Consider the following 20,865-nt stretch of genomic DNA (forward strand, 5'->3'; position numbering starts at 1 on the left):
ACCGAACACAATCCCACAGCTGGGATGCGCGTCCGAGTTGTCCTGGTGGGGTTGGGGTTCGGTTTGCTCCTCGGCGGTACGGCGCTGGGGTTGTACAGCTGGTTCTGGGCGTCGACCGTGCCGTTGAAGCTTCCCTCGGGTCTTCCGCAGGACGCGCCGAAGACCTTCGCGGTCGCGGCGGCGATAGCCGGTGTACTGCTGCTCGTGGTGACCGTTGCGGCGTTCCGGCGAGGCCGCCGATCCGAGGGCTCGGAGAACTACCAGGGGGCCGTCGAGGCGTGGACGACCTTCATCGCCGGATTCACCCTGGTGGTGTTGGCGGGTATGGCCTACTTCCATCACCTGCCGAGCCTGTATGCACGCATCCGCACCGATCACCCCTACTTCACTCGCCTGCCGACCGCGATGGCGGCGACGGTCCTCGTCGCGATCGGTGGGCTGCTGGTGCTCGGTTTGCTCCGCCGCGTCACCACCGTGTGGGGTATCGGCTACCGCGCGATCGCCGTTCCCGCCGTGGTGGGGTTGGCGGTTTCGGCAGCGCTCGGAGTGGTCGCGGTGCGTGCCGGAGACGACAGCGTCAATATCGACCACACCACGGCGGCACCTGCCGCCATCCCCGGTAGCCCGGACCGGCTGGGCGCCGAACGGTACCGCATCCGACTACCGCCTCGCGAGCAGGACGACAGGGACATCGATATCGTCGCCGCGGGAACCGGATTCGTCATCGCGACACCGGCCGGGATCACCGCCTACGACGGTGCCACCGGAGTCGAGCGCTGGCACTACCGACGGACCCCGCAAAACGGTGAGTCCACGATGGGCTACGCCTCGGACTCCCTGCTGGCCGCTGACGGTGGCGCGGTGGTGCTGGCCGTCTGGCGTGGTCTCGGCTATCGGGCGTTCGACGCGGTCACCGGTGAAATCCTATGGGCCGACTCCGATTTCCTCCGCGACAAATCCCAGTCCGGCTGGTTCGACGTCGGCCGCGAGTACGCCACTACAGCGCCGCAATCGCTGCTGCTGGCCACCGCGACACAGACCGCACGCTACGACGCTCGCACCGGAAAACGACTGTGGCTCACCGAGATCGACTTCTCTTCGTGTCCGGGCCTGAATCGGAACTGGAATCCCCACATCAGCCACGCCGCCACCGACACGACCATCTACTGGGTCGTGGACTGCGAGCAGGACGGCCGATCCTGGTACCAGGTCCGTGCGTTCGACGCCGCGACCGGTGCGCAGGTCGCCAGCAGAGACTTCGCGCACCGGCCAACCGCCGATCGGAGCAAGTCTTCAGATGTCTACGCCGGGGTGGAGAGGATGGCGAATACGGCCGTCGTCTCTTGGTCGGACCGCGATACCGGCCTCGGGGCGTCGCACATGCTGATCGACGCACCCGGTCACGTGCCGAGCACCCCTATCCGTTACGGCAGCAGCTACCGCCTATACGGGGCGGACCCGTCCGGACCGCAAGTGGCGAGACACTTCTCCTCCCGAGACACCGGCGACCGGCTGGAGATAGGAGACGCGGACCGTGACACTCTCGCCTTCACACTGACGAACACCGGTCTCGAATCGACGAAGATGGGCCCCTCGGTCGTCTTCCTCGGAACCGAAATAGCCGCACTCGTGCGGGACCGAACGCTGGGCCCTTACCGGCTGCATGTGCGCTCCTGGAGCCGTGAGAACGGTGCTCCAGCGAGCGCCCAACCAGTCGAAACAGGCGACGAATACTGTCAATCCCCCACCATCGTGACCGCGGCGTCGGCGCTGCTGGTGGTGTGCTCCCCGCTCCGCTACGACGAGCAACCGACAACCGTCATCGGCTACACCGCCGAACCCGCCCGATGAGAGCCTCACCGGCGTCCGATCACGTCGCCGGTGACGCCGGCCATCGGGTCGCCCGGTTTCAGTCGGCGTCGAGGTCGAAGTCGGGAGGAAGGAAACTGTCCGGTGTCCTACATCTTGGGAGGGGATTCACAGGTGGGTGTTCGTCGCGTTCGCGGGTTCTTCGCGGTACCTGCTCTACTGGTGGCCTCGGTGCTGTTCGCGACCGGTTGTTCGGGCCCGGTGAGGTCGCAGTACGCGGCGGGATTCTCAGAGCTACCGGTCGACTGTACCGAGGCATTGAAGCCCGCTGAGGGGGCGATCAAGGAGTTCGCGGGCCGGGTGTACCTCCCGGACGCCGAACTCGACGATGCCGAGCGTGATGCCGGGGATACCAGTCAATCTCTGCTCTGCACAAAGACCTTCGGCGGCTCGGTCCTTCGCGAACCTCTCGCGCCAGACCGAGCACCGATGTGGCGGAATGTCTCGATCTCGTACTTCTTGTCGCTGTATCCCATCGAGGCCGGGACGACGACCCGCAGCCTGATGGAGCACAAGACGTACTTCAGCACCAGCCCGCAACCGACGCCGATCGCAGGTATCGGTCACGACGCGGTGATCTGGGTGGAGGCGGAGAGTTCTATCGAGATGACGCGGGCAAGTGTGGAATTCGCGATCGGCAATCTCAAGGTGATCGTCGAGACATCAGGCAGGGACTGGTCCGGAGACCCCGAGAGGCCAACGGTGAGCGACTCACCGGAACTCCGCGCGGACCTGCAGTCCGGTGCCGAAGCGATCGCCAAAGCCCTTGCCCAACAGACTCCGTCGATGCTGACGACATCGGTGCTCACCATTCCGTCCTTGACCAGCCGGACCCGCGCACCGACCACGACCGCAGCCGAACCGGCGGTGTGGGATCCCTGCCGAATTTCGGAGCGAGCGCTCACTGCCGCCGGGCTCGATGTGAAGACGCAAATCCGCTCGGCGGAGTCCGGCATCGCGAGGTGCATATGGGACGGCGAGTGGTATCGCGTCAGGGTCTACTCCCATGAAGCGCCATTCGAGTGGTCGGTCTATGAGCAACGCACCTATGTAGATCCGAAGCCGGTGACGATCGGCGACCGCCATGCGGTCCAGGTGCGCTGGCGCGATTCCGATCTCTGGTGCGTCCTCGCGTTCGAGCTGCCGGAGCCGGCCAATATTCCTAACCTCGGAGGCCGAACGCTCAAGTTCGAGGCATCTTTGAATGAGGATCGCTCACAATCCGAACTGTGTGATGAGCTGACTCGGGTCGTGACCGTCTTGCAGGAAGACCTGCCACCGACCGTGTAGGAGACTTCGCACCATGCGCCAGCCGACGAACGATCCGCGGTCTGAACAGCGGCTGTTGCGGAGTGGCTCGATGCTGCTGGCGATTTCCGGTTGCTGTTCAGCTGCCTCGTTCGACTTTGATCACGCGGATGATGTCGGCGACGTACATGTTGATCATCGTGGTGAGCTTCTGGGCGTCGACGCCGATCGCCTTCCATGGCGCCGCGTGCCGGATGGCGTAGCGGCCGTGGTCGGGCAGGTCGCGCCATTCCAGGCGGTGGTCGGTGATGCCGCGGGGACCGAAGACCGAGTTGCCCTGCGCGATGTCGATGACACCCATCCGCGTGGGCCGTACCCGGAAGAAGCGCTTGGATCGCACGCTCACCACGTTGCCGTGGTCGGCGGCCGTGGGTGACTGCGCGATGAACTGGTCGAGATCCTCGGTGCCCGAAGCTGGTGCCGCCAGCGGGATTTCGGCCTGAGCGCCGGGTGCTTCGTCTGGCAGAGCGGCGACGACGGTATCGGCCAGCGCGACGGGATCGCAGGCGGCGATGGTGAAGCTGCCACCCGCGTCCGGAGTCTTGCCGGGTAGTTGGGTCACTACGTAACCGTGGCCGCCTGTGCGGGCGGCGAGGAGTCGAAGCCGGTACCCGCAATGAAGAGGCTAACTACGCGTTGCTCACCGGCAACAACGAGAACGGTGTGCTCGGTGACGGCTACGACCGCGACAATGTGATGGTGCCGCTGATGACGCACGACTGGGACGACGGCGGCGCAACGCTCGGCAACGGCATGTTCGGCTGGATCGGCGAAGACGCGCGTGTCGACCCCGATGTGGGCCCCACCGATGCCAACGTGCGTGCCGGCCAAGCCGCGTTCGGGCTCACGCAACTGCTGTCGAGCACCGAAACAGAGGGTGGTACCAGCCCGTTCGAACGCTGGCTCGACATGGGAGAGGGCAAGGAGAGCGACGCGCTCGGGCAGGTCAACCCCGAACTCACCCGTTCGATGGCCACCGCCCTGGAACCCTACGTGGGCAAGATGGTCGGGATGACCGACGACCTGTCCGGCACCGTCGGATTCGGTGACACCCCCACCCTCGACCGCGAGGTCTTCGACAGCCCCATCGAAGCCACACGGGTCATGACCGTTCTCAATACCGATCTCCAGGCCGGAACCATCATCAACGCGGCGGCGCTGGCCGAATCCATGCGCATGGACTCGATCTTCGCCACAGACGAGGCCGGCGACGGTATGGGTCGGTCCCGGGGAGGCCAATACGCCAACCGGCTCACCTGGCTGGTCAACGAAGGAATCGGTGCCAGCCTCGGTGAACTCCAGGGCGACTATGACAAACTCGCCGCTGACCAGCAGGCGCGCTATAACACCGCCTACACCGCCGCGCAGATCATGGTCGGCGGCCTCGCCACCCCGAGTGGTCTTCCCGTGGGCGCGATGGTGGCCTCGGCGTCGGAATTCGTCAAGAACGACTTCATCGAAGTCCAGCCGCAGGAAGCCGGGAGGGCGCCGCAGTTGGAGTTCAGGAACCCCAATGGCGTGACGCTCGACTACAACTCCACGACATTCGGCACCGAGGAACACCGACAGTTCGCCATGGTCGAAACCCTCGTCAAGCAAGGAGCAATCGACGTCAACACGCTCCCCGACCAGTTCGTCCACAGATTCCAAGCCGACGACGGCAGCACTAGCGCGGTGATCCTCAAGAGCTTCACCGAATACAACCAAGCAATCGGGGACATGCCCTACGGTGCAGAGGATTCCGGGGAGACGGTCCGTTCGGTGCTCACTGATGCTGGTATCGATAAGGACCGGCTCAAGGAATATCTGGGCAATGCCAATCACGGTACCGACCGCGACGCATATACGAAACTCACTCGCCCCGGCAATCTAAGCTACAAGGACTCGGTGGATGATGTGCTCGCCAGTACCGATGCTGCGGAAGCAGGAAACAATACGTGGATCAACCACTCATCAGAAGAATGACGAACACTCGAACCGTGCTGCGGTGCACCGCCGCGACCCTTGCCGCGGCGGTGGTGCTCACCGGGTGTACCGATAGTGAAAGCCCCGGCACCGACACCACCTCCGAAGCTGTCAGTCCGTGCGCGGACGACGGGTCGGGCCGGTACAGGCCGCCGGAACAGGTCTGTGATGCCACCGTGGTGTGGTCGGCCGAACCCGGCATCGACCTGTTCTCGCCCGAAGCCACCCTCGTACGGGCTTCCATCGAAGCCGACCGCATCGCGGGGTACGCCGGTCCCGAGGTCACCTATCCCGGGTACATGGATGCTGTCGAGCCCCGCAAAGCCGAGTTCTACGAAGACGCTACAGTCTACCGGGGTACCCACTCAGGAACCATCCAGGTCCATATCCAGCAGATCCAGCCCACCGAAGACGGGTTCCACGCCAAATTCTGTGCGCTAACGAATGCATCCACGAGTCTCCGCAAGTTTGGTGATGGTAGGACCTACATAAGCTCCTACGATCGGGGAGTTGCGGCGGATGTCCGGCTCGCTCGAATCGGTGACGAGGCGGCAGAGTTCGATGCTGGCCCGTATGAGCCCGCACCAGACCGGCTGCATTGGCAAGCCCCGACCGGGAATTTGTTCGACAGCTGGCAGGTGTACTTCCCCTCCGGTGAAGATTCCGCCCACCGAGCCGCCTGCGACGCATGGGCTTTGAGTCTTTATCCCGATGCACCCGCCGAAAATGAGAATGTCTTCCTCGACGCCCCGTTGCCCGCTCAACCGGCGTATCCCGGCTGGCCTGCCCCGCCGGTGTGATCGTCATGGGTATCGAATCGCGCTGATAAGCACGGGCATGCAGAATCTATCTCCGAGGAGAGCTGAGGAACCATGAGTGAGCGGAATCTCCCACCCGAGCTCCGGGCACTGCTGCGTAAGCCGCTCGCCGAATCCGGCACAACTGAGCCGGACGTGAAGAACCAGAACCAGCAGTCGGGCAAGAAAGGCGCGTCAGCTGCCGAACCCAGCTGGGCCGGTGAAATAAGTTACGAGGAGCGGGTTTTCCTGCACGAGAATTCCCGTATCGCCGCAGAGCCTCCCTGGTGACGATGAACGGCGACATGCCCACCAAGCGAGACTGGCGAGTGAGAGACCGAACGATGACGATGCGCGCGCGTATCGGGCGAGTAATCATGGCCGTTCCGATCGCAATGGTCGTCATGGCAAGCAGTGCCTGCAGCAATGCTGATGAGAGTGAGGCGTCGGCAGATGCACAGCCCTCGATCTCCACGACCGAGCAAACCCCCACCCGCACATCGGTTTTGGACCAGGATGTGCTCGAAGACGAGTGCATTCTTACCGCGGCCGAGGTCAAGACGCTCGTCGATGTGGATGTCAAGGAGGGCGAGAACAACGCCTTCACCAAGCATGACGGTTCCGAATACCGTAGTTGCGAGTACTATTTCGCCCTGAAGGATCTGATGTCTCCGCTGGCACAGATCAACGTCAGACGCGCGATGCAGGGCATGCCCCTGGATGTCGTCCTCGAGTTGCAAGATGTTCCCGGCGACCATCCGATCCCAGGAATCGCCCGTGAAGTGCTCGTAAAAGACAACCGCTCGGGTGTCACGATCTATACCGATGCCTACATCGTCAGCATCTCGATCTTCACGGGCATGACGGACCTCATCGACAAGAACACACCCCTATCGATCACCTTGCCGACCGATGACGAGTGGGCCACAATTTCCCGGAAGGTTGTCGCCAGACTGCCGGAACAGTGATCTGAATTCGGATTGGGCAGGGCAACATCCGATAAACCCGCTGGGCGTTACGGGCGAGCGCCTGATACCGCATCGCTGATCAAACTGCTCAGGGAACAACCAGCCCAGGACGGGCGAGGTCTGCCTTCGGTGTGGCGCTGTCGTGCCAGAGTCGATGGTGGGTCCTAATCGGGTTCTGCTACCGGTCTGGTGGCAGGTACGGTGACACCGAACCCGAGGGCCCCGCAACACCCGCCATCGCTCGACCATGTCGGCATGGTCAATCGCCCGCCCCGAATCCAACGATCGCGGAGTCGTCTGATTTCTCCGATCCAGCCGGGCAGACGACGATCGTCGCGCCGGGTACCGGTAACACGGTGGCAAGCTGGTCGAACTGTCCACAAGACTCGACGGTCGTCGTCGTGGTCACCGATCCGTCGATGCGGCTCCATGATCGCAGCTCTCGGCTGCCGTTCCGGTCGGCCCAATCGTCGACCTCCACGAGCTCGTCGTCGAGGAAGACGCGATACCCCGGACGCGGGCGTGCGCCAGTTTCCTCGGCCAGTTGGTAGCGCGGCAAACCGGTATCGGTGTCGAGAATTTCGGAGACGATAGGGTTGCCGGGACCGTTACTGTGGGAGATGAGCAGATCCCGGCCGGTGGGGTCGATGTCGTCGACATGCTTGCCCCGCTGCTGGATCGGTGCGGTGGCCAGGTTGGCGGGCGCGGTGACCCGGACCACCATCTGGTCGCGGCTGTCTGGCGGCTGCCAGACCACCTCGAGCGTGTTGCCCAGCGTCCGGATCAAGATAGAAGTGCCGCGCGCGCTGCTGTGGTGCGCGATGTCCCGGGTGCCGACCACGGCGCCGGTCGCGGGGTCGAGGGACAGGATTCGCGTCCAAGACCGGCCGTCTGCGCTACACAGTTGCGCCCGGTAGAGAGCATTCCCAGTGGCCTTGTCCGTAATTGTCCTGTTCCACGAATTGCGTTCGGCCACAGGGCAGTCAGCGAACTCGGTGTCGGTCATCCACTCGCGGGCGCCGGTGCGCGGATCGTAGCCGGCGATCTGTGTCGGGTTCGCCAATGCCAGAGCAGGTGGGTTCGCATACGCCAGAGCAGGCGGGTTACCCGACTGTGCCGTCACCGGCCAGGCCCAATTGATCTGTTCCAGGTCGTCGACATACTCCGAAGCGGTCCAAAGTATTTCACCAGTGAACGCGTCGAAAGCCTTGTACCCCAACTCTTTCCAACGGGCGATGATGACCGCGCCGCTAGCGACCGCCAGCAATGACTTCGGCTTGTAGCCGAGGTTCAGTGTGCCGTTCTGTGGAACCCGCAGATAGTGCCAGCGCGGCGCGCCCGTGGCCCCGTCGTACGCGATGAGCCCGCCCTCGGCGGCGACGACGAATCCGGTGCCCGCGACCACGATCTCGCGTTTGCTCGGTACAGGGATCCGGTACCGCTGCGCACCCAGCCGCCCGGGAACCGGTGCGGCGGCACCGGGGGCGGCGGTCACGTGATCGATATTGGCGGTGTCGTCACCGGCTCGAACCGCCACCACCGAGACGGCCGCTGAAACCACCAGTCCCATCGCGACAGCTGTTGACATTGTGCGGTACCCGACCCGCCAGGCGACGGTCACCCGCCGCAGTAGCGGCAACACCAGCACGCTTCCGACCACGACCAGCCCCACCGCCGCGACGGCCGTCGGCAGCCGCGAGAAATACGGATACGACGTGCGCAGGTGCTCGTATTTGTCGGGCAGCTCACCGGCCCATACCATCAGCAACAGCGTCGCCGTGGAGCCGATCGCGACGACCATGGCCAATCTTTCGAGCCCGCCCTCGAGCCATTCGTCCCCGCCGGACCGGCGGCCACGGATGAACGCGGCGACCGTCACGGCGATCAGCAGCGTGGCCGCGATAGCTGCCGCGACACCGAATCGTTCGGCCACCCCTACCACCGAAGGTGTACGATGATCCCACTTGTAGTCATGCAAGGTGGCAGTAGTGGCGAGGCAACGGCTGTAGATCCCCAGTAACGCGCCACCGACGAGCAACCCGAACCCCACACCCGCCAACCCGGCCCGAATGCGCGCGCTGCGGCTGGGTGAGAGTTCCAGATCTGGGTCTGTAGTCATGACAGAACCAACCCCCCCGAATCCTGTTGCTCGAGCCGACGAAACAGATCACCGTCCGCACATTCCAGCACACCGCACCACCGCGCTCAGCGCCGGGACGATCACGGCCGCCAACCGCTCCCTCTGATCCGCCGGGAATACTCACGGTCATGGGGACTACCAGGCACGCGCTCGCCGACGATGAGGAGGTGTGGCGAATGAGGAACTGGCCGGAAGGTCTTGCCGTCGTCACCGTGATCGTTTTGATCGGGTTGACCGGAATAGCGCTCATCTCTTACCGCGAGATCTCGGTGTATTTCACCGGCGAACCGGTGACCGCGCGAATCAGTGACTGCCGGCTGCGCAATCCCGACCGACCGACCTTCGGTTTCGTCTGCGCCGGCACATGGACGCAGGGCGATGGTCGCCGTGGATCCGCCCCGTTGGAGGGGGTTTCCGACGACCGCCCCACCGGATCGGTCATCGCCACGCGAGTCCGAGGCAATGTCGCGGTCATCGACAGTGCGCGCTGGACGGTGTACCTCTGTCTCGGGTGTGTCGCGGCGGCTCTGCTCGCCACGATCGCGGTCCGCACCGGTCGGCGATGGTACCGAGAGAGGTAGCGGGTGAGGCTCCGCGAGCAGGCGAAGGCGCGCATCACTACCGAGCCGACAGGGGCCAGCCGCGCCTACCGGCTGGTCAGAGCTGCCGGTACCGCCAGACTGCGAGAACGGCGAGAGCAACCAGCGCGACCACACCGGCGGCGAAAGTCGCGATGTGCGACCAACTATCGGTGACCGCACGCTCTCGCGTCGCATACACCGCGACGGGAGACCCGCTGGTCCTGCGGTCTTCGAGTCCCCAGAGCTTCCCCCACCCGGTAGTACCGTCGGCCAAGGTCCAGTCGCCGGTACACCGCCAGCCCGAACCGCGTCCGGCATTCTGGTAACGGCAGGCGTCGACAAAGGCGGTGACGTGTTCGCCGGTGACGCGCGTCTTCACGTCGGCGTACTTCGCCGGCACCAGCAGACCGACCATGAGCAGCAGCAAGGTCACCGCCCGGATCGTCTTCTTCTTCGACCGCCGTGCGGTGCTCGCGGACATCGAAATCCCCTCGGTTCATTGGCGATTCATCGTGGGCCATGGGCGACCTGCGAGACCCTCGGAACGAAGTCTGTCGGGAATCTCACAACGATGGCCAACCGGCGAAACCCGCTGTCAGGGGGTGAAGTCGAATTAGCCGTCGTCGGGACGCTTACTGTGCCTTAGTTAGACGTGTTCTCCGGCGGGGGCAACCTCCACGCAATTCTCGCCCGCGCCACTGTAACTGGACTTGCGTCAGTGGAAGCGTTGGCCGCGGCGATGCGCCGACAAGCCAGCGGCTTCATCTCGACTTCGAGGACGGCATCCTGGCTTCTTCGATTGCTGGTTGTCGACACCGATATGGTAGATGTACCTGGTGGCCGGTCGGTTTGCGTTGTCACTGTTACTTTTCGGGGCCTGCGCGTTGGCGGCTGGCTGCTCCGGCTGGACAGATGGGGATGCCGACCATACCACCGGGTTCACCTTGCCGCCCTCCTGCGCGGATATCGACGGGCCGGTCGCGGAGGTTCTGCGTGAGTACATCGGTGACCTGTACCGGACGGACAAGCGGCTGCAGACGCTGGAAACGAAAATTGACAACATGTACCGAAGGGTCCGCTGCATCCTCGTTTTGGAGGACCCGGTGCCGCATGGCAGCAGTGCACCGGAGGCCGGACCCATGTCTCGCACTGTCGAGATCGGCCTCATGGTCGATGTGCCCCTGCCGGCGATCACGACGACCATGAGGCCCGCCGGCGGGTTCGGCTCCCGTGTGGACACCACCGCACCGTTGCCCGGTGTGGGCGATGAGGCGCTCAGTTGGACCGGTTCGGGATTTCTGGATCGAGACGTGGCCGGCGCGAGTGCTCAAGTCGGCAATCTCAGGATCGATGTCGAGGTCGTCGGCATGGACTGGACCGGCGGTGACGCCGTCCCGGTCTACAGTTCCCGCTATATGAAGGCCGACCTCCGGTCGGGCGCCGAATCCATTGTCGCCGCTCTCGCTCGGGAACTGCCGGCGACCATGCCGCAGACCACATTCGACCGCACGCTGCCTCCGGTGTCGGCGGTCAGCACGCCGTTGCGCGAACCCTCCGCCATATCGGTCTGGGATCCGTGCACCATTCCCGACTCCGCGATAGCGCAGGTGGGATTGGACCCAGCCGCGAAGGCGACCAAGGTTTTCAGCCTGCTGGACGACGCCAAGACCTGCGGGTGGGAGACCGACGACTATACGTTCTCGGTCAGCGCGGGAGCCAACCGGTTCACAAGTGTCTTCTACTACCCGGGCCATTACCCGAGCTTCCAGTCGATCACCGTGGGCGGCCGGCAGGCCATGAGCCTGCCCGACGCTATCTCCGAGGGCAACCAGTGCAACCTCGCCTTCGACGCGCCGCAGGGGGAGCGATACGCCGCCGCGGTTGGTGTGGTCGAGATGACGGTCAGGTCGCGTGACTACGATCATCGGGACCGAGACGCACTGTGTACGAAGCTCTTCCGAATCGCCGATCCTCTGGTCCAGTACTTGCCGCCGGGTCGATAACGCCATTCTGCGGGCGTTCTCGGGCAATAGCGCTCGGCGAGCACGACAGTGACCGCGTCGGCCAGGTCGAGCCGGAGGCTGCGATACTGTTCGATGATCTTCTGAGCGACCCGGAGGTCATCGCGGTCCACCGGTGGCACGAGCACCGCGCCTTCCTCCGCGGAGGTGAGCAGGTCGTCGAGGACGAGATCGGCTGTGCGGCGGTCTTTTCCGAATCGCGCGACGAGCAGATGATCGACCTCGTCGAGTACGAGTGGCGAAACGACCGCGACGGAGGTGGAGAGGAATTCACGGGTCCGCTCGTTCAGTTCGGTGGCGCGGTCATAGGCGGCGATGCGGCCGAGGTGTCGGCGATGAAGAAGCTCACTCGCCGTGTGCCGCGCCGAACAGTTCCTCACTGGTGGCAAACCCAGGATCGCCGCAATCGAACGACGGCCAAGGGCGAGTGCGACGGACCGGTGCGACCGCAGCAGCACCAAGTCGGTCCCCTCACGGATCAACTCCGCTTCTGGTCGCCCCGTCGCCTCGGCAGCCTCCTCGGGACGGGCAGCCTGCTCTGGATTCAGGTACACGCTCGATTTCGCCTTCATGAACGTAGGGGCCGCGTAGGGCACCCGTTCGGTTCGCAACATTGCCGGAAATGCACCAGGGCCGCAGGTCAATGACCTGCGGCCCGTGTGAAGTGGAGCTAAGGGGAATCGAACCCCTGACCTCTTCGATGCGAACGAAGCGCGCTACCAACTGCGCTATAGCCCCGTGCAGTCCGTTTCCGGTCTGCGGTGAAGAACTTTAGCAGGTGGGTTCGGGGGAGGACGAATCGGCTGGTCAGAGGGGTGTTTGGGGCGGAAAATCGGTTGTGGGGGTGCTTAGGATTCGGGGGTGGACATGAGTGCGCGTATCGAGTTGCCGGGGGATTGGGACGGGCGGGTTCGGGGGGCCTTGGTGGGGGCTGGGGAGTTGGGGGTGGAGTTGGCCGCGGGGGAGATCGCGGTGTTGGGGGCGGGGATGGAGAGTGTGGCGATGATCGTCGCGGTGGGGGAGCGGCGGTATGTGATGCGGTTGCCGAAGGGGGAGTGGGGGGCGGAGGGGATGGTGCGGGAGGCTCGGTTGCTTCCGGAGTTGGGGCCGCGGGTGGGGCTGCCTATTCCGCGGTTCGCGTTCACGGCGCCGAATCCGTTGGGGCCGGGGGAGTTCTGTGTGTATCCGGTGGTACCGGGTGAAGTGGTGCTGCCGGAGGAGTGGCATCGGCGTGGGCTGCTCGGGGCGGGGACGGCGCGGCAGGTGGCGGAGTTTCTGGAGCAGGTGCACGCGTTTCCGGTGGAACGGGCGGTCGAATTGGGGGTGGAGGTGGCCGATTTCCGGGCGGACTTCGCGGAGACCCTGGACATGCTGGAGGACGAGGTCGTGCCGCTGTTGGATGCGGAGCGGGGGCGGCGGTTGGTGGCGGTGTACGAGCGGTACCTGGGCGATGTGGAGAACTTCGCGTACCGGCCGAGCCTGATCCACGGGGATGTGAGCCTGGATCATCTGCTGATCGAGGGCGATCGCATCAGCGGAGTGATCGACTTCGGGGATACGCAGGTCGGGGATCCGGATTACGACCTGTGCTACCTGTGGGCGGAGGCGGGCGCCGACTTCGTGCGGCAGGTGCAGCAGGGGCGCGGGCGGGAGCTGGACGCGTCGCTGGTGCGCAAGCTGGAGTTCTGGACCTGTGCCGACCCGGCCGACGACCTCCTGCACGGGATCGAGAACGATATGCCGGACCTGCGGGAGCAGAGCCTCGGCCGCCTGGTGCGGGCGCTGGACGGGCTCACGGATCAGGCGGGGGTGCTGTAGGCCAGCACGACCTGGAGGAACAGGTCCACCCGCCCCTCGCGCACGGCCGGATTGTCCGGTTCCAGCAGGCATTGGGCGAGGGTGCCGTCGTGGACTGCGACCAGTGCGCGGCCCAGGGCGCGCGGATCGGGGACGATGCGTCCCGCACGTTCCAGCAGCGTCACGATCACGGGGATCAGGGCCGCGGCGATCGACTCCTCCCGAGCCACCATGGCCCGGCGCAGCGCCGGGGTGCGCAGGGCGTGCGCGGTGAACTCCGAGGTGATGCGAAACCACTTGTCGTCCACGGGAACCGCGGCCAGCACATGCTCCACCACCTGCCGCGGCTGCGACACCGTCACCGCGGCGGGCGCGTCCAGAACCGCCCGCACCTCGCTCAGCATCCGGCTGGAGCGCTGCTCCCACATGGCGAGGAACAGTTCCTCGAGCGAGGTGAAATTCGAATAGAACGCGCCCCGGGTGAACCCGGCCCGCTCACACACCTGCTCGACCGAACACCGCCCGAACCCCTCATCCGCGAACGCGTCGAACGCGGCGTCCAGCAACCGCTGCCGGGTCTGCTCCCGCCGCCGCCCGCCGCGCGGCTCGGCCACCTCGGCGGCGACCTCCTCCACACTCTCGTCACCCCTGCTCACGCCCGCATCGTAGCGAGCCGCGCCGCGTGGTCGACCGGACTACCGATCACGCTTGCCACCGGAGCCGCCACCCGGCGCCCGCCGGAGCCACGCCCGCAATGAGCGCGTAGACGGTGGCGGTCGCGAAGTTGGCCCGACCGGATGGATCACCAGCTGTGCACACGCCATCAGCGGTCGGAGCCTCGGCGATCGCCGTACCGGCTACCCACTATCGAGACCCGCAGCCGATGTCGCCTCGGCCAGAACGGCTTCCAGTGTTGCCGGACCACACGTCACACGGTGCGATCCTGTCTTCGACGGTGCCGAAGACCTCGGCTGCTGGCTGTGCAGCCCGGGCTCACGCGATTGCGGCTGTCTCTCCGTCGTCGAAGTGAATCGACTGTTGCAGTCGGCCGCCGAGCGCGGTCGCGTAGCGAGCCAGCAGTTCGTAGCCTGCGATATGTCCGCGCTCGATTTGTGAGATCCGTCCCTTGGTGACTCCCATGCGGTCGGCGATCTGCTGTTGGGTCAGCCCACGGGACAGCCGGATCTCGGCCAGCCGCTGACCGATCACTTCAGCCAGCAGTTCTTCCCTGCCGGCGGCGACAGCTTCTTCGCCGCCCGCGCGATCGACGAGCCCGGCGCGGATGTCCCGCCAGCGCGAGTATCCGCTCATCGCGGTTCCTCCAGTTCTTCTCGTCGTTCCTTCAAGTATGTCTCGTAGCGCTGCTCAGCTAATGGAATGGCCTCGCGGTACCACGACTCCCATCTCTTGTGTTTGTCGCCGGCTACCAGGAGAACGGTCGAGCGCCAGGGATCGAACACGAACAGGATTCGAACGGTGCCGGGACGCAACTCCTTCAGATTCGGGATCCTCGAACCGGTGATCGTATCCGCGAGCGGGCGTCCGAGACCAGGGCCGAACTCGGCCAATACGTCGATGGCCTGAACGACTCGGTTGAAGTCGGCTCCTTCCAGTTGCTCGATCCATTCCCGAACCTCATCGACTACGTAGATGTCCCAGTCTTGGTCGGCCACCCGGTGAGTATAGGAATTACTATACGATGGGCGGCGCGTTTTCGTGGGACGTGCTGCTGGTGGAAGGCGACACGCGTGGGTGGATGTGCTTCAGTCGTCACCGGATATCAGCAGCGCCCTTCGCCTCGGCCAGCACGGCTTCCAGCATGGCCGGAGTCAGGCGGCCCGTGAAGGTGTTCTGCTGGCTGACGTGGTAGCAGCCGAACAGGTGCAGGGGTGTGCGGTCGGGGTGAGTGGGGGTGATGGTGGTGTGGACGCCGTGGCCGAACTTGGGTCTGGGTTTCGATAGTGCCCAGCCGGATTGGGCGAGGGTGGGAAGCAGGGCCTGCCAGCCCCAGCCGCCCAGGACCACGATCGAACGCAGCGTGGGGGCGAGGAGGTCGAGTTCGGCTATCAGCCAGCGGCGGCAGGTGTCGCGTTCGGTGGTGGTCGGTTTGTTGTCGGGCGGGGCGCAGTGGACGGGGGCGGTGACGCGGGCGCCGAGCAGGCGCAGGCCGTCGCCGCGATGTGCGGCGGTCGGTTGATTGGCGAGGCCGACGGCGTGCATGGCGGCGTAGAGGACATCGCCGCTGCGGTCCCCGGTGAACATCCGTCCGGTGCGATTGCCGCCGTGCGCGGCCGGAGCCAGGCCGACCACCAGCAGTTTCGCATCGTCCGGGCCGTATCCGGGCACCGGTCGACCCCAGTACGCCTCCTCGCGGAAGGCCGCGCGCTTCTCGTCGGCGACCCGCTCCCGCCACGCCACCAGACGCGGGCAGGCTCGGCACTCGACAAGGTCGTCCTCCATATCGGAGATCGTGCGGAACACGGTTCCAGCCAACCATGCCGCCCGCAACGCCGTCCCATGACAGGCCGAAATCGGACAGCCGGGCATACTTAGCCCGATTGCCGAATATTTGCGACATGGAGGGTGCGTACATGGCCTACCTGGCGGAGCTGGGCGGTGCGGCCGGTATCGCACAGGAGGTGGGAGATCTGCTGGGGGTCTTCGCCTTTGCCGTGTCCGGTGCGCTGCTGGCAGTCCACAAGAGATACGACCTGGTCGGTATTGCCGTGCTGGCCGTCTGCACCGCACTCGGCGGCGGCATCATGCGCGATCTCGTCATCGGGGCGACGCCACCGGCGGCCTTCGTCCATCTCCGCTATCCGGCCACCGCGCTGCTGGCCGCGCTGATCATCTTCTTCTGGCACCCGCCGCGGCGACTCGTTCGCACCCCGCTCGCCATGGCTGACGCGGTCGGCCTCGCCAGCTTCTGCGTCACCGGCACCGTCACCGCCTACCACCACGGGCTGTCGGCCTTCTCGGCCGCCGCGCTGGGCGTGCTCACCGCGGTGGGCGGCGGTGTCGTCCGCGATGTGCTGGCCGGACGTCCCCCGAGCATCCTGCGTCCCGACGAGGAGGTCTACGCCATCCCGGCGCTGGTCGGCGCCGCCGCCACGGCGACACTGCTGCACTTCGGCGTCTACACCTACTGGACGGGCGCGCTCGCGGGCGCGGTCGCATTCGGCATACGGGTGGCCGCGCTGCGCCTGCACTGGCGCGCCCCGCTGGCCCGTCCGCATCGCCGCCGGGACGCGGCGCCCGACGCACCGTGACACCTGCTCGCGGTCGTGTCGCCAAGGCTGGGCTAACTCGGTTGATAGCATGTCGATGCTGGCCGACGCGGGCAATACGGATTGCGCACCTGCCCATGCGATCACACCTCGAGAGAGTTTCTTCCATGCAGTTTGAGATCGTCGAGCGGGACGAGACGTGGGTTGCCGGTCTGCCCGTGCGCAGTCCGAAACGCGCGCTCGGTGAACTGCGCGACCACGATCTGGAGGTGGCCTGGGCGGCGGTGCTGCATCAGGAACTCGGCGGCCCGCTGGCGGCGGCCTACACCGATTTCGCCGCCGAACTCGGCACCTACAACACGCAGATCGTCGGCTACCAGTGCGGTTCGTTCGACGAGGTCACCCGGGGGCATGTGGTGGCGCGGCTGCCGCGCGGCACGTACGCGCGGTTCTCCTCGGTCGGCAACTTCCCGCAGATCATGACCGATCTATGGACCCAGATCGCGTTCGCCGAGGAGCACAAGCAGATCAAACGCACCTACACCGGCGACTTCGAGTGTTATCCGCACGCGTACAAGATCGACCTGTATCTGGCGGTCGAAGCCTCATGAGCTATTCGATCGTGGTGCGCCCCGGCGCGATCTACGGCGGCCTGGTGGTGCCGCGGGTCCGGCCCAGCTTCAAGGTGAGCAACAGTGAGCTCATCGAGTTCCTGCGCGACCGGCTGCGCGAGCGCAACGGCCTCGAACCGCCGCTGGCCACCGTCTACGTGCCGGATCCGGCGGGCAACTACAACGTGCTGGTGTCCTACGAGTACCCCGACGTGCACGAGGTGCCCGTCGGCGATGTGCTGATCAAGGTTCCCAAGGGCGTGTACGCCCGCTTCGAGCCCAACGGCGACTACCACGATCCGGTCGAGGACGTCTGGGCCCAGGTCGACGATGCGACGGCATCGGCGGAGATCACCCGCGCCTACCGCGAGGAGATCGAGATCTGGCGCGGCACCTCCGAGGTGGAGCTCTTCATCTCCATCCTGATCTGATAGCTGCCAGTTAACTAAATTGGAACCAACCAGTCTTGTGGTTGTATTTCGTGACTGATAGCAATGATCTGACCGGGCTAAGTTTCCGCATGCGCATGAGGGTTTCGGGAGATTTGCCAGACGCCTGGACAATTCCATGTGCGTGGCGGATACTCCCCTAGGTGCCTGCGTCGCGCGCGCTGGATGCATGAGCGTATCGGGACGAGTTCGGTAGTGGCGCGAAGTGGTCGCGTAGCAACGGAGTAGGAACTGTATGGCTGTCGGTCTGATCGCGGAAAGTGCTGGTACGGACTTGCTGCGATTTCGGGATGAACCGTCGGGGTGCACGTTCTACATCGGCACACCGCAGGCACATCCGCGACTGTGGCGCCGCAACATCGACGGTGCGCTGGGCGTTTACCGACACTACGGCGTGGATGTCGCGCTCGATTACGACAACGTGATCGACGGACATTCCACCGCCCTGTTCATGACGGCCCTGGATGCCGACGGGCAGGTGGTCGCGGGTCTGCGGGCGCAGGGGCCCTACGCGCATATCGACGAGGCCGCCGCTTTGCTGGAGTGGACGGGCCAGCCCGGCGAGGCTCATTTCCGGAGGATGATCTCCGATCGGATTCCCGAGGGGGTCGTGGAGTTGAAAGCGGCCTGGGTGGCCCGGGATGCGGACTGCCGCATCGAGCTCGGTGCCGCGATCCCCCGCGGCGCCGTCCACCTCACGCGGTTGCTCGGGGCGCGGTACGGGCTCGGGACGGCCGCCTCGCACGCCGCTGACCGATACCGCACCGCGGGCGGCGTCATCGCGTGGTGGATTCCGCCCGTTCCCTACCCGGACGAGCGCTACCGGACCGTCCCGATGTGGTGGGATGTCCCCAACATCCGCACTGTCGCGGAGCCTGCTCAGCTCGCCCTGATCGATGCCGAAACCGCCCAGCTGGAAGCGCATTCGGCGATGCTGCCCGATCCGGCCCGCTGCCGCGGAGGGCTGGCGTAGGCATGGCGACCGATGGTGTCGCGGCCGATGCGTACCGGCCGCTGTTCTTCGACGAATCCGATCTCGGTGACGCAGCCGAACTGGCGCGGTTACGAGCGGACGGCGGCGTCACCTTTCGTGATCTTCGCGATTTGCTGCGCGCCGAGTTCAATGGCTTGGTATCGAGGCCGCAGCTCGCGGAAACCATCGATTCCGACCGCTGGATTTACTACCCCTGGCGAGGGACGGTACTCGGCCTGCCGGGGCCCGAAACCATGCGTGCGATTCGCCTGGATCGCAATAGGAACAAAATCACGCGGGCCGAGCAGGAAACCCTCGCGCGGCAAAAGATCGGCATCGTCGGGCAGAGCGTCGGTCATTCCATTGCGCATGTACTCGTGATGGAGGGCACATGCGGTGAGCTACGCCTCGCGGATTTCGATACCGTCGAGCTATCCAATTTGAACCGATTGCCGGGAACCCTGTTCGATATCGGCGTGAACAAGGCCGTGGTCGCTGCCCGGCGGGTTGCTGAGCTCGATCCCTACCTACCGGTGCGGGTCTTCACCGGTGGTGTCGACGGCGACAATGTGGATGCCTTCCTGGACGGCCTGTCCCTCGTCGTGGAGGAATGCGACTCCCTGGACATCAAGCTCACGGTGCGGGAGGCCGCGCGTCGGCGCGCCATCCCGGTCATCATGGACACCAGCGACCGTGGCCTGCTCGACGTGGAGCGGTTCGACCTGGAACCCACCCGCCCGCCCTTCCACGGTCTGCTCGGTGACACGCGTTCCGCGGACCTACGCGGACTGACGACCCGCGAGAAGGCCCCGCACGTGGTGCGGATTCTCGATGCTGCGGGATTCTCTGCCTCCATGGCGGCCAGCCTGGTCGAGGTCGGCGAAACCATCTCCAGTTGGCCGCAATTGGGCGGTGACGTGCATCTGGGCGCGGCCATCGCCGCTACGGCGGTACGACAGCTCGGCCTGGGCCGCAAGCTGCCGTCCGGTCGCACCCGCGTCGATCTGGAGAGCTGCCTCGATGCCATCGCCGAGCCGGTTCCACCCGGCGAGGCCGCCTGGCCGGAGGCCGATCCGGAATCGGCGCCGCGGAGTGGGGTGGCAGCGGTGCTGGCGGCCGCGCAATGTGCACCGTCCGGTGGTAATGCCCAGCCGTGGACCCTGCGATGCACCGACGATGCGATCGAGATCGCCTTGGCGCCGGAACGATCCACCGTCATCGATATCGGGTATCGCGGCAGCGCGCTCGCGGTCGGCGCGGCGCTGTACAACGCGCGGGTGGCCGCGGCCGCGGCGGGGCTGCTCGGTTCCAGTCGACTGCTGACGAACGGAGCGGCGCCGCTGACCGCGGTACTGACGTTGGGTGACGGCAGTGATCCGGCGCTCGCGTGCGACTATTCCGCGATTCTCGACCGCCACACCAACCGGCACTTCGGCACGGGCGCCGCGCTGGATGCCGACATCCTGGCCGGTCTCGCGAGGGTCGCCGAGGCTGCCGGTGGGGCGCTGCGATGTGCCGTCACCCGGTCCGCGGTGACATCGGCCGCGGATCTGCTCGGCACGGCCGACCGCTGTCGGTATCTCACACCCCAGATGCACGCGGAGATGTTCTCCGAATTGCGCGGTCCGGGCGATGACCTGCGCACCGGCTTGGACCTGCGCAGTATGGAGTTCGCGCCCTACGAGGCGGCGACACTCGGCATCGGACGGCGCGCCGATGTGATGGCCCGCTTACGGGATTTCGACGGCGGGGAGGCGCTGGGGTCGTACACCCGCGATCGGGTGCTGTCGAGTTCGGCCCTGGTGGCCGTGACCTACCGGGTGCCGCCGCCGGACGATGGGGACGAACTGGCCGGTTACGCGCGTGCCGGTGAGGTCGTGCAGCGGGTGTGGATCGAGGCCGAGCGGTACGGTTTGGCCGTTCAGCCGGTATCGCCGGCCTTTCTGTTCGCCCGCCGACCGGCGGAGTTGTCCACGGTTTCCCCGGAGTTCGCCGATACACTAACGTCACTTCAGGGCCGTTTCCTTGACCTACTGGAAGTGCCTGAGCACGAGACCATGGCATTGGTGCTGCGCTTGAGCTACGCGGCCGATGCCACGGTCCGCAGCCGGCGACTTCCGGTACCGGACGCGGACACCCGCGGTTAGTGAGATCGGAGA

General features: G+C 65.5%; 22 protein-coding genes, 1 tRNA gene and 1 pseudogene. 14 read left to right on the forward strand and 10 right to left on the reverse strand.

Going from position 1 to position 20,865, the window contains the following annotated elements; genetic code table 11:
• Positions 1-24 precede the first annotated feature (24 nt).
• Together FOH10_RS01470 and FOH10_RS01475 are read left to right on the forward strand one after the other, a co-directional pair.
• A complete protein-coding gene (locus tag FOH10_RS01470) occupies positions 25-1,851 on the forward strand; it encodes an outer membrane protein assembly factor BamB family protein (protein ID WP_186000678.1) in 1,827 nt (608 codons plus the stop codon).
• Between the two features lie 102 nt (positions 1,852-1,953).
• Complete coding sequence (locus tag FOH10_RS01475; RefSeq protein ID WP_143979328.1) at positions 1,954-3,159, forward strand: DUF3558 domain-containing protein; 1,206 nt, start codon at positions 1,954-1,956, stop codon at positions 3,157-3,159.
• A gap of 97 nt (positions 3,160-3,256) precedes the next feature.
• Here the strand turns inward: FOH10_RS01475 and FOH10_RS01480 are convergent, their stop codons facing one another.
• Complete coding sequence (locus tag FOH10_RS01480) at positions 3,257-3,739, reverse strand: ESX secretion-associated protein EspG (RefSeq protein ID WP_143979329.1); 483 nt, start codon at positions 3,737-3,739, stop codon at positions 3,257-3,259.
• Positions 3,740-3,813: 74 nt separating this feature from the next.
• Between FOH10_RS01480 and FOH10_RS01485 the strand changes: the two genes are divergently transcribed.
• From FOH10_RS01485 to FOH10_RS01500, 4 genes are all read left to right on the forward strand, one after another.
• Positions 3,814-5,142 carry a hypothetical protein gene (locus FOH10_RS01485; protein ID WP_143979330.1) on the forward strand — a complete coding sequence of 443 codons (1,329 nt, stop codon included), beginning with the start codon at positions 3,814-3,816 and terminating at the stop codon, positions 5,140-5,142.
• Positions 5,115-5,942: a hypothetical protein gene (locus FOH10_RS01490; RefSeq protein WP_143979331.1), complete on the forward strand. Its 828-nt coding sequence runs from the start codon at positions 5,115-5,117 to the stop codon at positions 5,940-5,942. The genes FOH10_RS01485 and FOH10_RS01490 overlap by 28 nt, the downstream gene beginning before the upstream one ends.
• Positions 5,943-6,014: 72 nt before the next feature.
• Positions 6,015-6,230 (forward strand): hypothetical protein, encoded by a 216-nt coding sequence (locus FOH10_RS01495; protein WP_143979332.1) that lies wholly within the window; start codon positions 6,015-6,017, stop codon positions 6,228-6,230.
• Complete coding sequence (locus FOH10_RS01500; RefSeq protein WP_143979333.1) at positions 6,227-6,907, forward strand: hypothetical protein; 681 nt, start codon at positions 6,227-6,229, stop codon at positions 6,905-6,907. The genes FOH10_RS01495 and FOH10_RS01500 overlap by 4 nt, the downstream gene beginning before the upstream one ends.
• A 259-nt stretch (positions 6,908-7,166) precedes the next feature.
• On the opposite strand, the gene FOH10_RS01505 is transcribed toward FOH10_RS01500, so the two are convergent.
• Positions 7,167-9,026: an outer membrane protein assembly factor BamB family protein gene (locus tag FOH10_RS01505; RefSeq protein WP_143979334.1), complete on the reverse strand. Its 1,860-nt coding sequence runs from the start codon at positions 9,024-9,026 to the stop codon at positions 7,167-7,169.
• A gap of 26 nt (positions 9,027-9,052) precedes the next feature.
• On the opposite strand from FOH10_RS01505, the gene FOH10_RS01510 reads away from it, so the two are divergent.
• Complete coding sequence (locus FOH10_RS01510; RefSeq protein WP_143979335.1) at positions 9,053-9,628, forward strand: hypothetical protein; 576 nt, start codon at positions 9,053-9,055, stop codon at positions 9,626-9,628.
• A gap of 76 nt (positions 9,629-9,704) precedes the next feature.
• On the opposite strand, the gene FOH10_RS01515 is transcribed toward FOH10_RS01510, so the two are convergent.
• Both FOH10_RS01515 and FOH10_RS36190 read right to left on the reverse strand, forming a co-directional pair.
• Positions 9,705-10,109, reverse strand: a complete 405-nt coding sequence (locus tag FOH10_RS01515) for a hypothetical protein (RefSeq protein ID WP_143979336.1) — start codon at positions 10,107-10,109, stop codon at positions 9,705-9,707.
• Positions 10,110-10,274: 165 nt separating this feature from the next.
• Positions 10,275-10,319 (reverse strand): annotated as a pseudogene (locus FOH10_RS36190) (hypothetical protein); the annotation flags it as partial.
• 136 nt (positions 10,320-10,455) lie between these two features.
• Between FOH10_RS36190 and FOH10_RS01525 the strand changes: the two are divergent.
• Positions 10,456-11,631, forward strand: coding sequence for a DUF3558 family protein (locus FOH10_RS01525; RefSeq protein WP_143979337.1), 1,176 nt, complete (start codon positions 10,456-10,458; stop codon positions 11,629-11,631).
• Here the strand turns inward: FOH10_RS01525 and FOH10_RS34640 are convergent.
• A complete protein-coding gene (locus FOH10_RS34640; protein WP_186000680.1) occupies positions 11,550-12,221 on the reverse strand; it encodes a type II toxin-antitoxin system VapC family toxin in 672 nt (223 codons plus the stop codon). The genes FOH10_RS01525 and FOH10_RS34640 overlap by 82 nt on opposite strands.
• Positions 12,222-12,314: 93 nt before the next feature.
• Positions 12,315-12,387 (reverse strand) — tRNA-Ala (locus FOH10_RS01535).
• A 129-nt stretch (positions 12,388-12,516) separates the two neighbouring features.
• Between FOH10_RS01535 and FOH10_RS01540 the strand changes: the two genes are divergently transcribed.
• Positions 12,517-13,467, forward strand: a complete 951-nt coding sequence (locus FOH10_RS01540) for a phosphotransferase family protein (RefSeq protein WP_143979338.1) — start codon at positions 12,517-12,519, stop codon at positions 13,465-13,467.
• On the opposite strand, the gene FOH10_RS01545 is transcribed toward FOH10_RS01540, so the two are convergent.
• The 4 genes from FOH10_RS01545 to FOH10_RS01560 all read right to left on the reverse strand — a co-directional run bounded on the left by FOH10_RS01545 (position 13,449) and on the right by FOH10_RS01560 (position 15,906).
• Complete coding sequence (locus FOH10_RS01545) at positions 13,449-14,081, reverse strand: TetR/AcrR family transcriptional regulator (protein WP_221937997.1); 633 nt, start codon at positions 14,079-14,081, stop codon at positions 13,449-13,451. The two genes, FOH10_RS01540 and FOH10_RS01545, sit on opposite strands and share 19 nt — an antisense overlap.
• A 358-nt stretch (positions 14,082-14,439) precedes the next feature.
• A complete protein-coding gene (locus FOH10_RS01550; protein WP_143979339.1) occupies positions 14,440-14,757 on the reverse strand; it encodes a helix-turn-helix domain-containing protein in 318 nt (105 codons plus the stop codon).
• Positions 14,754-15,119, reverse strand: a complete 366-nt coding sequence (locus FOH10_RS01555; RefSeq protein WP_143979340.1) for a type II toxin-antitoxin system RelE/ParE family toxin — start codon at positions 15,117-15,119, stop codon at positions 14,754-14,756. The genes FOH10_RS01550 and FOH10_RS01555 overlap by 4 nt, the downstream gene beginning before the upstream one ends.
• Positions 15,120-15,216: 97 nt before the next feature.
• Positions 15,217-15,906 carry a uracil-DNA glycosylase gene (locus FOH10_RS01560; protein ID WP_221937915.1) on the reverse strand — a complete coding sequence of 230 codons (690 nt, stop codon included), beginning with the start codon at positions 15,904-15,906 and terminating at the stop codon, positions 15,217-15,219.
• A gap of 116 nt (positions 15,907-16,022) precedes the next feature.
• Here FOH10_RS01560 and FOH10_RS01565 point away from each other — a divergent pair, with 116 nt between their 5' ends.
• From FOH10_RS01565 to FOH10_RS01585, 5 genes are all read left to right on the forward strand, one after another.
• Positions 16,023-16,715, forward strand: a complete 693-nt coding sequence (locus tag FOH10_RS01565; protein ID WP_143979342.1) for a trimeric intracellular cation channel family protein — start codon at positions 16,023-16,025, stop codon at positions 16,713-16,715.
• Positions 16,716-16,840: 125 nt separating this feature from the next.
• Positions 16,841-17,284: a GyrI-like domain-containing protein gene (locus FOH10_RS01570; RefSeq protein ID WP_029931205.1), complete on the forward strand. Its 444-nt coding sequence runs from the start codon at positions 16,841-16,843 to the stop codon at positions 17,282-17,284.
• Complete coding sequence (locus FOH10_RS01575; RefSeq protein WP_039817131.1) at positions 17,281-17,715, forward strand: effector binding domain-containing protein; 435 nt, start codon at positions 17,281-17,283, stop codon at positions 17,713-17,715. Before FOH10_RS01570 ends, FOH10_RS01575 begins: the two co-directional genes overlap by 4 nt.
• Before the next feature lie 253 nt (positions 17,716-17,968).
• Positions 17,969-18,706, forward strand: coding sequence for a hypothetical protein (locus FOH10_RS01580; RefSeq protein WP_143979343.1), 738 nt, complete (start codon positions 17,969-17,971; stop codon positions 18,704-18,706).
• 2 nt (positions 18,707-18,708) lie between these two features.
• The gene (locus FOH10_RS01585) at positions 18,709-20,853 is read left to right on the forward strand and encodes an Rv1355c family protein (protein WP_143979344.1); all 2,145 of its coding nucleotides are present in this window, start codon (positions 18,709-18,711) and stop codon (positions 20,851-20,853) included.
• Positions 20,854-20,865 lie beyond the last annotated feature (12 nt).

The organism is Nocardia otitidiscaviarum, assembly GCF_007362295.1.
GTDB lineage: Bacteria > Actinomycetota > Actinomycetes > Mycobacteriales > Mycobacteriaceae > Nocardia > Nocardia otitidiscaviarum.